This window comes from Virgibacillus sp. NKC19-3, assembly GCF_019837165.1.
In the GTDB taxonomy this organism is placed as follows: Bacteria; Bacillota; Bacilli; order Bacillales; family Amphibacillaceae; genus Virgibacillus_L; species Virgibacillus_L saliphilus.
The window spans coordinates 569,001-583,758 of record NZ_JAGYHC010000001.1 but is presented as its reverse complement, the minus strand read 5'-3'; the positions used below and the strand labels follow the sequence as shown (position 1 = coordinate 583,758).

The 14,758-nt window shown below is 37.8% G+C and carries 10 protein-coding genes and 1 pseudogene; 5 read left to right on the top strand and 6 right to left on the bottom strand.

The window, feature by feature from the left end; genetic code table 11:
* Positions 1-19 precede the first annotated feature (19 nt).
* Together KFZ56_RS02965 and KFZ56_RS02960 are read right to left on the bottom strand one after the other, a co-directional pair.
* A complete protein-coding gene (locus KFZ56_RS02965; RefSeq protein ID WP_222640162.1) occupies positions 20-2,416 on the bottom strand; it encodes a DMSO/selenate family reductase complex A subunit in 2,397 nt (798 codons plus the stop codon).
* Positions 2,409-3,098 carry a TorD/DmsD family molecular chaperone gene (locus KFZ56_RS02960; RefSeq protein ID WP_222640161.1) on the bottom strand — a complete coding sequence of 230 codons (690 nt, stop codon included), beginning with the start codon at positions 3,096-3,098 and terminating at the stop codon, positions 2,409-2,411. Before KFZ56_RS02960 ends, KFZ56_RS02965 begins: the two co-directional genes overlap by 8 nt.
* 804 nt (positions 3,099-3,902) lie before the next feature.
* On the opposite strand from KFZ56_RS02960, the gene KFZ56_RS02955 reads away from it, so the two are divergent.
* From KFZ56_RS02955 to KFZ56_RS02930, 5 genes and pseudogenes are all read left to right on the top strand, one after another.
* Complete coding sequence (locus tag KFZ56_RS02955) at positions 3,903-6,272, top strand: molybdopterin-dependent oxidoreductase (RefSeq protein WP_222640160.1); 2,370 nt, start codon at positions 3,903-3,905, stop codon at positions 6,270-6,272.
* An 11-nt stretch (positions 6,273-6,283) separates the two neighbouring features.
* Positions 6,284-6,916, top strand: coding sequence for a 4Fe-4S dicluster domain-containing protein (locus KFZ56_RS02950; RefSeq protein WP_222640158.1), 633 nt, complete (start codon positions 6,284-6,286; stop codon positions 6,914-6,916).
* Between the two features lie 3 nt (positions 6,917-6,919).
* Positions 6,920-8,140 (top strand): NrfD/PsrC family molybdoenzyme membrane anchor subunit, encoded by a 1,221-nt coding sequence (gene nrfD, locus KFZ56_RS02945; RefSeq protein WP_222640155.1) that lies wholly within the window; start codon positions 6,920-6,922, stop codon positions 8,138-8,140.
* Between the two features lie 76 nt (positions 8,141-8,216).
* Positions 8,217-8,893 (top strand): annotated as a pseudogene (locus KFZ56_RS19970) (TorD/DmsD family molecular chaperone).
* 374 nt (positions 8,894-9,267) lie between these two features.
* Positions 9,268-9,984 carry a YwiC-like family protein gene (locus KFZ56_RS02930; protein WP_222640151.1) on the top strand — a complete coding sequence of 239 codons (717 nt, stop codon included), beginning with the start codon at positions 9,268-9,270 and terminating at the stop codon, positions 9,982-9,984.
* 56 nt (positions 9,985-10,040) lie between these two features.
* On the opposite strand, the gene pflA is transcribed toward KFZ56_RS02930, so the two are convergent.
* The 4 genes from pflA to KFZ56_RS02910 form a co-directional block, all read right to left on the bottom strand.
* Positions 10,041-10,793 carry a pyruvate formate-lyase-activating protein gene (gene pflA, locus KFZ56_RS02925; protein WP_222640150.1) on the bottom strand — a complete coding sequence of 251 codons (753 nt, stop codon included), beginning with the start codon at positions 10,791-10,793 and terminating at the stop codon, positions 10,041-10,043.
* 91 nt (positions 10,794-10,884) lie between these two features.
* Positions 10,885-13,125, bottom strand: a complete 2,241-nt coding sequence (gene pflB / locus KFZ56_RS02920; RefSeq protein ID WP_222640149.1) for a formate C-acetyltransferase — start codon at positions 13,123-13,125, stop codon at positions 10,885-10,887.
* A 205-nt stretch (positions 13,126-13,330) separates the two neighbouring features.
* The gene (locus KFZ56_RS02915) at positions 13,331-14,194 is read right to left on the bottom strand and encodes a dimethyl sulfoxide reductase anchor subunit family protein (protein ID WP_222640148.1); all 864 of its coding nucleotides are present in this window, start codon (positions 14,192-14,194) and stop codon (positions 13,331-13,333) included.
* A 16-nt stretch (positions 14,195-14,210) separates the two neighbouring features.
* Positions 14,211-14,756, bottom strand: a complete 546-nt coding sequence (locus KFZ56_RS02910; protein ID WP_222640146.1) for a 4Fe-4S dicluster domain-containing protein — start codon at positions 14,754-14,756, stop codon at positions 14,211-14,213.
* Positions 14,757-14,758 lie beyond the last annotated feature (2 nt).

The following is a 14,758-nucleotide window of genomic DNA, read 5'->3' as shown; positions in this document are numbered from 1 at the left end:
ATTTCCTCCTTTCTACTAATTATAGTTTCTCAATTTCACATAGATTTGTATGCTGCGGGTTACCTTTTGCTAATGGTGATGGACGGTAGCCAGTTAATGTATTAATATTTCCGCGTTGATCAACCCCGTTCTCATCTGGATCCCACCATGCACCCTGTGGAATAGCAGCTACTCCCGGCATCATTCTATTTGTGACCTCTACTGGCATCTGGATTTCGCCTCGCTCATTGAAAATTTTCACCATATCTCCATCGTTTATGTTTCTATCACTGGCATCACTCTCATTCATCCAAAGGACCTGTGGACCTATTTCCTCTAGCCACTTATTATTATCAAATGAAGAATGACAACGTCTCTTGTAATGCCATCCAATTAACTGTAATGGATACTCTTCTATTAGAGGGTCTTCAGGGCCTTCCCATGAATGTACATGTTTTGGAATCGCAGGAATTTCCTCATGATTATCCATATCCCAAAGATCCTTTGAAAAAATTTCTATTTTTCCAGATGGCGTCTCAAATTTATTATTATCCGGATCTTTAATTTCTTTCTCAAAAGCAATAACCGTATTTTCTTCTACAGATGGTTGGTATACGCCATTCTCTCTAAACTCTTCGAACGTAGGAAAATTTGGATCTTCTTTCCGTGATTCTTCAATGGACCATTTTACCCAATCCAATTGGGATCTTCCCTCGGTAAATTCCTCTTCAACACCCAATTTTTTCGCTAACATCGTTAACCACTCATAATCGGATTTCGAATCATACATACTTTCAATACATTTTTCCGATAAAATAGCATGTTGGGATGGTGCCCATGTTGAGCCAATATCCCATCTTTCCATAAAGGTGTTAGAAGGAAGTAGAATATCAGCAAACTTAGCGCTTGGTGTCATAAAGACCTCACTTACGACAATCAATTCAAGTAAACTCTCATCTTGCAAAATTTCCGCAGTTTTATTACAGTCAGCATGCTGGTTAATTAATGTATTTCCAGCCAGGTTAAACATAACTTTCATATTTGATGGAAGTGTATCTTGACCATCAGGTAGCCCTTTCACCCCATCTTCTTCTCCCATTTCGGTTCCGCGCACAACGGCGTCCGTCCATAAGAAACATGGAATGGTCAACTCTCCCAATGGGTTTTCTCCTTTCGGGACTGGAGTTGTAGTTACGAGATTAATACTGCCCTGTCCGGAAGCCCATCCGCCTCTAACACCGACATTTCCGGTAATTGCTGCTAATATGGTTCCGCCTCTGGTAAACTGTTCCCCGAATGCCTGTCTTTGAGGTCCATATCCTTGCATTAAAGCAGATGGTTTATTCGTAGCGTATTCCCTAGCTAAATTTTGAATGGTACCTGCAGGAACTTTACAAATTTCTTCCGCCCATTCAGGTGTTTTAGGAACCCCATCTTTCTCTCCTAAAATATAACTTTTAAGTGATTCTCCCTCAGGTACATCCTCGGGCATATGCTCCTCATCAAAACCTATACAATGTTTATCTACAAATTTTTTATCGTACAGATTCTCGGAAATAATAACGTACATCATTGCATCCATCATCGCGGTATCCGTAGTAGGAGCTATCGGGATCCATTCATCAGCGAGCGCTACGGCTGTGTCCGATTTACGGGGATCAATAACTACAATCTTGACACCATTCTCTTTTGCCTTCTTGACATAAAAGTCAGTAAGACCAAATCGTGTTTCAACCGGGTTATGTCCCCATAAGATAATTAATTTGGAATCAGATAAGGTGTTTAATGTGCTTCCTGTCTCTGTTGTTCCATACGTATAAGGTGTTGCAGTTGAAGTCTGAGCCGAACTATAGGAGTTGTGGTAACCCAAATAACCCCCTGTTAAGCCAAACAATTTTTGAGCCATGTTTCCGGCTCCTATAATACTTCCGGAATGTCCACTAGCATAATTGCTATAACGACAGGATGGCCCATGTTCTTCCGTAATTCTAGTTAATTCTTCCGCAATATAGTCAATGGCCTCTTCCCAGGAAATCTCTTCAAATTTACCTTCGCCTCGTTTTCCAACTCGCTTCATAGGACGCTTTAAGCGATCAGGATTGTAAAAGAACTGCCTGTATCCTCGCCCCCTAACACAAGCTCTAAGTTGAGGTAAATCAAACGTATCTTCCTTCGTATCGGTGCTTAAGTGCGTAATAACTCCATCTTTAAGATGTGCTTTAATTAAGCAGCGGCCCCCACAATTTAACGTACCGCAAGTGGTTATAACTTTCTCTTCGGTAGCTTCATCAGTCGTTTCAGCAGTTATCTTTAATTTATTCGAAACAGCAGTACTACTACCGATAATTGCTGGTGCTGCAACGGCTCCCGACCATTTTAAAAATGATCGTCTTTTCATCTTTTTACGCTGTATCTTCTCTATAATGTTTTCACTCATGATCCAAAACCTCCTTAATTGATTTCATATATTCAACGTCTTCTTCTACAAATAATTGCAGCAGCTTGGCTACCCCCTTATAAAAATCACTTGTATCCGAAGACAGAATATCCCTGGTAAATGGTTTAACCCAATGATTTAGATGATCTTTAAGCAACCAAAATTGTGTATAAATTCCCCTCACAAAATTTTCTTTATTGCTTAATCGCAAAGCTTCCCTTGTAAAATCAATAAGATAGCACATGAATTCCAGTTCTATGGAAATATGATCTTCCGGAACTCTATGTTTATTTACAATCTCCATTCCAAAGCTTTCCCACTGTTTTCTCATTTGAAAAACAGGTTCAGCAAACATCGTCCGATCTTTCGTAACATAAACGGATTCCCAAGGTGGCGCAGGAATATGTCCGCTTTCGTTAAAGACATTAAAGGTTGCCAAATATGCAGCTTTCTCCTCTGCCTCAAAAGATTCCAAGTCACTGTTTCTCAATTTTTCAAAGGACTGATATAACGCTTCATTTTCTATCGTTAAAATATCAATAAATGCGGGGGTGAAATTTTCTTTCCACTGTGTTAAAGTGTCTATCGTTAAAGGTGCTTCAAACACAACTTTTAAGAAAGTATACATCGTCTCCCTTTCTTCTATTGTTGAATAATATGATTGATCTATCACCTTCTCCATAGCGGTTAACTCCTTTCTTTTACTTTCTTAAATAAACTTAAATTCTGATCGGATGACAATTAAGTGAAATCCGTTTTTCCTTTAGTTATAGGGGTATAGTTGTGATCTTTTTCACATGCAATCGTATACTTTACTGTTCTTAATATTTCTTCCCCCTTACTGTACCTCATCATCCTTTGGTCTATGTTAGCCATCCACCCTATTCTCCATACTTCCTATAGACCATTTACGTAATAGAAGTTACATCTCGATTTAGAATGTTATTTTAGTGAAATAGTGATCAATTTAATTTCTAATTAAAGCATATCATTCGCTCATAAATACTGTCAATACAATATTTAATCGTATATAGTTATTATCATATACATGTTATTAATGTGATATTTTGAACAATATAATTCTTATATTTCCAGCCATTACATCTAAATTTTGTATTTGGCTTGCACATATTCAGCAAGATTCTGGCCATGAGAATAAGTTACACTTTTCTGCTTACCCTATTGCCATTAACGTGTTTCGCACCGTTCCTAAAAAATCGTAATTTTTAGCATACCAGTACGATCACCTTCCATGAACAGAAAGCCAACTTATCTATGCAATGGAATGATAGTTTGCGCACCTATTGCCGAAAGAGATATACACTATATTTACCGTATTTACCATGGTCAACTTTTTTGTCAAAATTTTATGACATATTTATGAATCGTTAATTATTGAAATCGCTCATTTTCGTAATCATGCTATTATACATGTAAGTAAAAAGGTATCAGTTCAAATTTATTTAATATGAATGGAGGGGTCCAAATGAATATCTCAAGAAGAGACTTTATCAAAGCAGGGGTAGTTGGATCAACAGCACTGGGCTTATCTGGTTCCATGGTTTCACATAAATGGCTTCAAGCTGCTTCTGATAACAATGTACCTAATGAAGTAGAGAAATTTACTTATCATACACCAAACTGTGGTGGTCGTTGTGCCTTTATATGTACTGTTCGGGATGGAAAGTTATCCCTAATTGAACCGAATACTTGGGCAGATAATAGATTCTCAACTATTTGTTTAAGAGGTATAAGTGAAATAGAGCGTGTTTACAGTCCAGATCGGATTCAAACTCCACTGAAGCGTATCGGTAAAAGAGGAGAAGGCAAATTTGTTCCCATTTCGTGGGACGAAGCTCTTACTACAATTGCAGATAACCTTCAACCACTTATAAATCAACATGGTGGAAAATCAATCTTAGTAAGTATGTCTTCCGGCGTGGAACACAATTACAAATTTTTAAGCACCTTATTAGGTACACAATGGGTAATAGAACAAGGTATCGATGTAGGACTTTCCAATGGATTATTTAAATGTCTTGGGGGTGATGATGTTTATACCTACATGCAAAATGAAATCACGGATTGGGTAAACTCATCTACGATTTTAATACTCGGCTCCAACATTCTTGAAACGACAATAACAGATTCAAAATTCTTCTTTGAAGCGAAAGACGCAGGAGCAAAAATAATTACCATTGATCCAGTTTACACAACAACTGCTTCAAAGTCAGACCAATGGATTTCAATTAAACCTGGTTCAGATGTATCTTTATTATTAGCAATGATTAGTCTTATTATTGAAAACGAATGGTATCAAGCAGACTACTTAGTAGCAAATACATCAGCATCATTTTTAATAAGAGAAGATAACGGCCAATTACTTCGTTTAAATGAAAGTGAGGAAGAGGATGTAGAGAAAAACCCACAATTAGTTTGGGATGAAAAAAGTGAATCAGCAAAACCTTTTAATGAAGAAGGAATAAAACCAGCTTTAGAAGGGGCTTTCACTGTTGATGATGTAGAAGTAAAGACGGTTTTCACGGCGTTAAAAGAAAACCAGAAACCATATACCCTGAGCTGGGCGGCTAAGATGACAAATATTGATGAAGACGTCATTTATGAACTTACTAAAGATTATGCAACTCGTGGTCCCGCTGTGCTTGGTTGGGGATTCGGAGGATTAGATAAGCTAACAAATGCTGATATTGCAGGTCACGCTGGGGGTATTCTTGGTTCATTAACCGGAAACTTCGGCCGTGTTGGTGGAGGAGTTGGAGCCGTTACGCACCATGCCTCAGCGTGGGGTGCAGAACTTAACGCTTGGCCGATCCCGGCAGAATTCCAGGAAACACCATTAGAAGTACCAACATCTGATTTCAGAGAGGGTAAAGGTTCTGTAAAAGCTGTTATTAACGTTGGAAATACGTTACAACAACATTTTGCTAATATGAATAAAACAGAGGAATGGATTGACTCATTGGATTTCCTTGTAACCATCGATCCTTTCCACAATTCAAGCGCTAATTATGCCGACATTGTTCTTCCAGCCAGTACAGCGTTTGAAAGTGAGTATGATATTGTAAACATGCAAATAAACCGCTCTCATGTGTTATTAGCAGAAAAAGTGATTGAACCTTTGTATGAAAGCAAATCCGATTTTCAGATTGAAAAAGAACTACTCGCAAAATTTGGGTTGGATAAGCATCACCCAGAAACACCTGAGGAATGGATAGAAACTCAGTTAGATTCCGATGACCCGCATTTAGATGGAATCAATGTTCAAACGCTGAAAGACAATAATTTTATTATGCGTTTAAATGTACCTACAGAACCTTACCGAGGATATATGGATCAAATATATGATACCCCAACTGGTAAAATTGAACTTTATAGTGAAAATTTCTTAGATTTCGAACAAGCTCTTCCAACATACGAAAACCCAAATGAAATTTATGATGATAATCCGCTAATGGAAAAGTATCCATTGCAATTTATCCAATCACGCTCACGTTATCATGTCCATTCACAATTTACGAATGTCAATTGGGTCCAACAACTTGATGAAGGGCCGACGATTGAAATCAATCCTACAGATGCTAAAACTAGAGGTTTGAAAAAAGGAGATACAGTTGAAGTATTTAATGACCGTGGCTCTATGAAGGCAGAATGTAAGTTAACGGAAGCAATGCGACCAGGGGTAGTGAGAATGCATGAGGGTTGGTGGTCAAAACATATGATTGATGGTAATCTGCAAAACTTAACAAACGATGTGTTTATGGAACGTCAATATGGACTAAAGAACGGCCCTGTTATTCCATATAATGACACATTAGTAGAAGTAAATAAGGTTTAGGAGGCAGTAATATGACTAGAATGGGAATGGCTATCGACTTAAATCGATGTATAGGGTGCCAAACTTGTGCGCTTGCATGTAAAATGCAAAACAATGTTCCTATGGGGATGCTCTGGAACAGAGTTCTAACAGAAAGTGAAGAGGGAGTAGACGGTGTGGAAGGGATTTATCCAAACGTATCTAAGGAATACGTTCCAGTCTCCTGCCAGCATTGTGAAAATGCACCATGTGTAAAAGTTTGTCCTGTTGGTGCAACATACAAAGATGATAACGGAAGAGTATTGATTGATTATGATCGCTGCATCGGTTGCCGTTATTGCATGGCTGCCTGCCCTTATAACGTTCGCGTATTTAAATGGGAAGAAGCAGTCCAATACCCAAACTTTAACTATGGGGACAGTCGAGTTCCAGCTCGTAATGTTGGAGTAGTAGAAAAATGCTCCATGTGTAAAGAGTTAACAGATGAAGGACAGGATCCAAGATGTGTTCAATGCTGCCCGGCTGAAGCGAGAATATTTGGCGATTTAGATGATCCGGATAGTGAAGTTTCCCGTTATATTCATGAAAATAATGGTGAATCGTTGCTAAAAGAAAAAGGCACCAAACCTCAAGTCTATTATATAGGCTTAAATGGAGGGAAATAAACAATGACGAACAAGGCTAAATTTAACCTTTCCATGGGCGTCTTGGGTACCTTAACACTCCTAGGATTTGGAGCCCTGATCTATCAACTCACTAATGGACTTGGCGTAACAGGAATGAATAATGTCGTTTCCTGGGGATTATACATTATCATGTTTATGTTTTTTATTGGCTTATCAGCTGGAGGATTGATCGTATCCTCCTCCGCTACAGTATTTAATATCCCATCTTTTAAAGTAGTAGCTAAACCTGCTACAATACTTTCGACTGTTTGTGTTATTCTGGCAACTATCTTTATCATGGTAGATTTAGGTGGACCATTCCGGATGTTTAACCTTATTCTACACGGACAATTTCAATCACCATTGATGTGGGATGTCGTTGTAATCTCACTTTATTTAGCAATAAATATTGCTTATTTATATTTCATGACGAGAAAGAATACGAATAAAAAATGGTTGAAAACAACGTCCTATATAGCACTCCCGATAGCAATTCTTGTTCACTCTGTCACGGCATGGATTTTCGGTTTGCAAATTGCTCGAGCAGGCTGGCACAGTGCTATTATGGCTCCATTATTTGTAGCCTCGGCTTTAGATTCTGGACTTGCTTTACTACTTATTGTGCTTATTCTTTTAAAGAAATTTAAAGTATTTCATGTGGAAAACTCATTAATTACAACATTGGCTGGTCTACTCTTCATTTTTGTTGCTGTAGATGCTTACTTCGTCTTTTCAGAAATACTGACGATGTTTTATCCACAAGAGGAATCTACAATGCTAATACTAAATGAAATGATGATGGGATCGATGGCACCGTTTTTTTGGGGTGAAGTAATATTAGGGATCATCATTCCTCTTTCTATTTTATTATTGAAGAAAAATCGCCAGAAGATCAGTTTAGTAGTGTTTTCATCTGCATTAATTGTCATTGGTGTTTTGTGTAAAAGGATCTGGCTAGTAATATCTTCATTCATATTTCCGAATGTTTCAGGTTCACCGGGGGTGACTACCGGACAATATATACCAAGCGACGATCCGGCTGTTTTCAATAGTAGTTGGACAACAGTTGGGCAATATACACCTAGTTTAATAGAATTAACGATTGTAGTCGGCATGGTTGCCTTTGGTATTCTAATGTTTATTGCATTATCCCGGATAATAATTGGAAAATCGGATCAAAGTAAATTGGATAACTGCAAACCAATGCAGGAACACCCGCAATAGCATCTAATTAGGAAAGTCCCCTACTGTAAAAATATTATAGTCGACGGGTTAAGTGCCCGTGGAAGGAGTATTGCGAATGACAAAAACATGGACTGAAGTATGGTTCTTTCGGACGGAAATGTACCACTTTCTAGCGAGCTGTTTATTGGAATTGATCCATGAGGAGAATAAAGAAGTGCTAACGCAAAACTTTTGGCATAACTTCCCAATTGAACCTGCTAATCCACAGCAAGAAGAAGGTTTGGAAAAGTTAATTGCCTGTGCTTCCAAATTGGAAAAACGAGGTACAAAGGATGCATTGCAAAAGATTGCATTCGAATATACAGAATTATTTATTGGAGCTGGGAAACCAAAAGCACCACCCAATGAATCATTCTATTATTCAAATAAAATGGCATTGTTTGATAAAAAACATTGGAAATGAAACAACTATTAAACAAATATGGTTTGGAAAGTAAAAGAAAAGACAAGCAGCCGGAAGATCACCTAGGCCTCGAGTTATTGTTCCTTGCTAAAAGGAGTGAACAATTACACACACTAGAGCCAGAAAAACAAAATTCAGTCAGCGAAGAGCAAATTTCTTTTATTAATAAACATATGCTGTCATGGATTCCTGAGCTTTGTAGCGATGCGAATAAACATGGAAATATAGGGTTCTATGCAGGGATAATTGAACTTATTTGGGGTACGCTTCTTTGGGATACAGAACTACTGCAGGAATTTGTGGACAGCCACAATTATGTAGCACCATAAATAAGACCATCCATTCTCCACATAAATACAACAATAAGCAACAATAAACAATCTTATAAGTAGTAGTAAAACTAGTGGTTTGAGCGGAAATCACTGCCGTCAAACCACTTTATTTTTCGTTCGTAGATTTATTCCATTTTACATATAGAATGAACGGTATAGAAACAAAATCTTCATAGCCTCTATTTATCTCTTAAAATTAATGTAAGTAAAAAGCCCTAACTCAAGCAAAAATCGGGAGTAATTAGGTGCTATTTACATATTGCTATTTCGCCTTCACACATTTGTCATCATATTTCAGTATAATTTGTTATGTTTTTCACATGTTATTATTTTATAATTAGGTTAGAACAAATATGAAGGAGTGTATAGGTATGAAATTATTCTTGCCAAAACAACATGGAGCATGGGCAATGTTAATCATTCCATTTTGGCTTGGGGTAGTGGCGTCCGGCTTTTTATGGCAGCATATCCCTTTCTTTTTCGGTTGGATGTTATTGTATTTAGCAACATATCCAACATTACTTCTTTTTAAAAAGAAAAAAATTCCCTATTATACAAAATGGGCACTCATTTACTTTATACCAGCTCTTATATTACTACTTATTCCTTTATGGATAAGGCCTTCCATTATTTATTTTGGACTGGCTATGATTCCTCTGTTTGTTATGAACGCTTATTATTCAAGTAAAAAGAACGATCGTGCATTACTTAATGATATAAGTGCCATTTTCTCATTTAGTATTGTAGGATTGGCAAGTGGTTATTTAGCAACTGGAGAAATAAATAGTGCAACACTCATTATTTTCATTGCCTCTGTCTTATTTTTCATAGGAACTACCTTTCATGTGAAAACAATCATCAGAGAGCGAAAAAACATTATGTATAAACGTATTTCCTGGACCTATCATATACTGGTTCCCGTTTTATGGGCAGCCCTTGGTTATTGGGTTATTTCGCTTGCCTTTCTACCGGCCTTGATAAGAGCACTTTATTATTACGGTAAGCCTTTGAAAATGAAAAAAAGCGGTATTATCGAAGTTGTGAATGCAGCATTATTCTTTATTATGATGATAATTGCCATTATATAAATCTTTCTACATACCAAAAAAGGCTACTGCCGAATCAGTAGCCTTTACGTATATTGTCAAACATGTTGAAGCGTTGCTTTCATTCCTTTATTTAATATGCGCTCTGCATTTCTCACACGCGCTGTAGTCGGTGGCTCTATTCCTTCCAGTTGATAATCAAGGCCCAATGTTTCCCACTTGTAAACGCCGAGTTTATGGTATGGAAGCACTTCTATCTTTTCAACATTTGTTAACGTATCAATAAAATCGGCTAGATCATGCAAGTCCTTGTCAAAATCATTTCGCTCCGGTACTAATACATGACGAATCCATACGGGTGTATTTCTCTCTTTTAAATAGGTGGCAAATGCCAGAATACGCTCATTGGATAAGCCCGTTAATGCTTGATGTTTTTCTGGATTTATTTGTTTCAGGTCTAATAAGATAAGATCCGTAAGATCCAACAATTCATCCAATGTTTCTAAATAGGCGGCTGACTTCGTGAACGTGCTACCGGATGTATCAATAGCTGTATGGATATCATGTTTTTTTAGTTCTTTAAATAAAGCAGTGACAAATTTCGTTTGCAATAATGGCTCTCCCCCACTAACAGTAACTCCTCCACCGGATGCTTGGAAAAAGGGGAGGTAAGTGATAATGTCTTCCATTAACTCATCTACAGTTATAATGTTACCATCACCCATTTTCCATGTATCGGGATTATGGCAAAATTGACATCGCATTGGACAGCCCTGTGTGAAAATAATATAGCGAAGCCCTGGACCATCCACTGTCCCACATGTTTCTACGGAATGAATTCGTCCTTTCATGATAATACCTCCCCTAAATGATTAGCAAGCATTTTAGAAAATAGCTTCATGGGTCTCTGTGCAGCTATTCACTACTGTTATAGGTTCCTATTTATTGATTCTCATGGAATGTACGGTTAATCACTTCAATTTGTTGCTCTCTTGTTAATTTAACAAAGTTAACCGCATATCCGGATACACGAATGGTTAATTGCGGATATTCTTCCGGATGATCCATAGCATCCAGTAATGTTTCCCGTTCAAATACGTTGATATTTAAGTGATGACCACCTTTTAACGTATAGCCGTCAAGCATGGCCACAAGATTCGATTTTCTTGTTTCTTCATCTTTCCCTAATGCTTTTGGAACGATGGAGAAGGTGTTGCTGATTCCATCCAGTGAATAGTCATAAGGTAATTTAGCAACAGAACTTAAGGATGCCAGAGCTCCTTTTTTATCGCGTCCATGCATCGGATTTGCTCCAGGTGCAAATGCTTCACCGGCCTTTCTACCATCAGGTGTATTACCCGTTTTCTTTCCATAGACAACATTAGAAGTGATTGTTAGGACAGATTGTGTTGGCACAGCGTCTCTGTACGTTTTATAATGTTTGATTTTATCCATGAACGTTTTTACAAGATGCACTGCAATATCATCGGCACGCTCATCATTGTTTCCATACTTAGGGAAATCCCCTTCTACTTCATAATCAACTACGTATCCCTGTTCGTTTCGAATGGCTTTTACGTTTGCATATTTAATGGCGCTTAAAGAATCCGCTGCAACAGAAAGGCCGGCAATACCACAAGCCATCGTACGTAATACTTCTTTATCATGTAATGCCATTTCAATACGTTCGTAACTATATTTGTCATGCATATAGTGAATGACATTTAATGTGTTCACGTATAACCCTGCTAGCCATTCCATCATCGTATCGAATTTTCCCATAACCTCATCATAATTTAAATAATCCGAAGTAACAGGAGCGTAACGTGAGGCAACTTGAACAAATGATTTTTCATCCACGCCACCATTGATAGCGTATAGCAGTGCTTTTGCGAGATTTGCTCTTGCACCAAAGAACTGCATTTGTTTCCCGATTTCCATGGCAGATACGCAGCAAGCAATTCCATAGTCATCCCCGTAAATGTCACGCATAATATCATCATTTTCATATTGAATGGAGCTTGTTTTGATAGACATGTTAGCGCAGTACTTTTTAAATTTATTTGGTAATTTTTCTGACCACAGTACGGTTAAGTTTGGTTCTGGTGCAGGTCCTAAATTATCCAGCGTGTGCAAAAATCGAAATGAGTTTTTCGTAACAAGTGATTTCCCATCATTGGCAATCCCGCCAATAGCTTCTGTAACCCACGTTGGATCACCACTGAATAATTCATTGTAATCCGGAGTTCTTGAAAATTTAACTAATCTCAATTTCATTACAAAGTGATCAACTAATTCTTGCGCTTCCTCTTCGGTTAATACACCATTTTGGATATCACGCTCAATATAGATATCTAAAAATGTGGAAACTCTACCTAAGCTCATTGCTGCACCATTTTGTTCTTTAATAGCAGCCAGATAACCGAAATACAGCCATTGAAAAGCTTGGTGAGAGCTTTCGGCAGGACCTGAAATGTCAAATCCGTATGTTTCGCCTAATTGTTTTAGTTCACCTAAAGCTCGAATTTGCTCTGTAATTTCCTCGCGGTCACGAATGACATCCTCCGACATCATGCCGTTCGCACCAGTGGATATCAATTGTTCCTTTTTGTCTTCAATCAGTCTATCTACCCCATACAAAGCAACACGTCGATAGTCCCCGATAATACGACCACGACCATAAGCATCAGGTAATCCAGTAATAATGCCTGCCTTTCTTGCAGCTCTCATTTCAGGTGTATAGGCATCGAAAACACCTTGATTGTGTGTTTTACGATATTCGGTGAAAATATGCTGTATTTCTTTGTCAATTTCATACCCATAGGACTTTGCGGAATCAACCGCCATGCGAATACCGCCAAATGGTTGCAAAGAACGTTTAAATGGTTCATCTGTTTGAACACCAACAATTCTTTCTTTTGATGTGTCTAAATATCCTGCTCCATGGGAAGTGATAGTCGAAACTGTTTTCGTATCCATATCCAGGATACCACCATTTTCTCTTTCCTTTTTTGTTAAATCCATCACATGATCCCATAAATCAAGCGTAGCCTCCGTTGGGTTCGCTAAAAAGCTTTCATCCCCATCATACGGGCTGTAGTTTTTCCTAATAAAATCAGGCACATCAATCTCTGATTCCCATTTCCCGCCTTTAAACTCCACCTTTTGAGCAAATACAGTCATTATTACCCCTCCTAATTTTTATCATTGATAAGAACCAATTGTGAAACATTGAACAATTATGTTCTGTATTCATTATAACATGGGTTTTAATGATACAGATTAATAAAAATTACTAATTTGTGACTATTTGAAAAGCAAAATAGGATTCTTATATAAAGTAACTCAGCGACTGTAAAATATGCTTTTTTTCATGTGCTTCAATACTTTAAAACCAAGGATACTGACTCATTACTGAATAATAAAATACGGCCCGGCCTGATAACTCACCAATTAAAGCAAATGTTGTAGCAGCCAATATAAATTTTGTTGCCGCTGACTTCTTACTCACTATCATGTAAATAACTAGGGTTGCAGGTAGGAGCATACTCCCGATTATGCGAATCCAAAAAAGAATGGATGTGTATGAAATAGTTGTGGCTATTTGACTTTCAGAAGCACCATTTGAAATCATTGCAGAATTTCCAACTGTAATAAATAAGGCAACTATAATGATAGACAAATAAACACTTAAGAGCTTCTTAACACCTATATCCAGATCTTCCTGTTTTCCTTTAAACACAAATAATGCAACTGTTAATGCACCAAGGAGTAAGCCTGTTAACAAAAAGCTAGCAAATGTTGTCCAGTTGTTCCATGTCGGGTGCAGTTGAATTGAAAAGTAGACAATTGCCGAACTAATGACTAAAATAACTCCAAGCAAAGCGGTTATTGTCCCAATGTTTCTCCGTAATTTGTCTTGATCTGTTTTCTTCCACCATAAATATGTTAGTCCTAGTAAACAAGCATTGAACAATATCACAGCAACTATTTCCCTACTGAGCCACGAATGTCCAAGTCCCAATAAACTTGTAGGACCTTTCAAAGGATTATTTAAATGTAGCATTGAAGCTAAGGCTGCCACAACAGAAAGGCTAAGCGCCAGATAAACTGATGATTTCAATACCTGTTTTCCAACTGTATTCATATATTTAGGTTTCAACCATTCCAGTAGAACAATAGCAATAATAATCCCTACTGCCCATTGACTCAACACAGTGAAGATTACCAAAGGAATTTCATACTCAGCCATATTAAACACCTCCCTTTTAATTTGGAGCAATAATAACTATATTTGGCTGCGTTATTTTATGACTTGGCATGTCGTACATTCTTTCCACTACCTCTATATCATCACCAAAAGCAGCACGTAACTCGTTTATTTCACCGAATTTTATAACGTCAGCCGGACAAGCTTCTACACATCGAGGCATCAGACCTTCATCGACTCGTTCGTAACACATATCACATTTGCTTACCTTTTTCTCAACTGGATCATATTGAGGTGCAGCGTAAGGACAGGCCATAACACAGGAACGACAACCGATACATTTATCATGATCTTGAATAACGATGCCATCATCTCTTTTTGTATAAGCAGATACAGGACACACCTCCATACACGCAGGTTCATCACAATGATTACATGACATAGGGAGAAAGCTTTGTGAAGGATTATCTTCTGTTGTAAACTCCCTTACTGTTCTCCAATTCACCCCCTTAGGAGTGCCATTTTCTGATTTACATGCAACAGCACATGTCTTGCATCCATAACAATCTTGCATATTAATTGCGAAGCCGAATTGTTTTACCATCC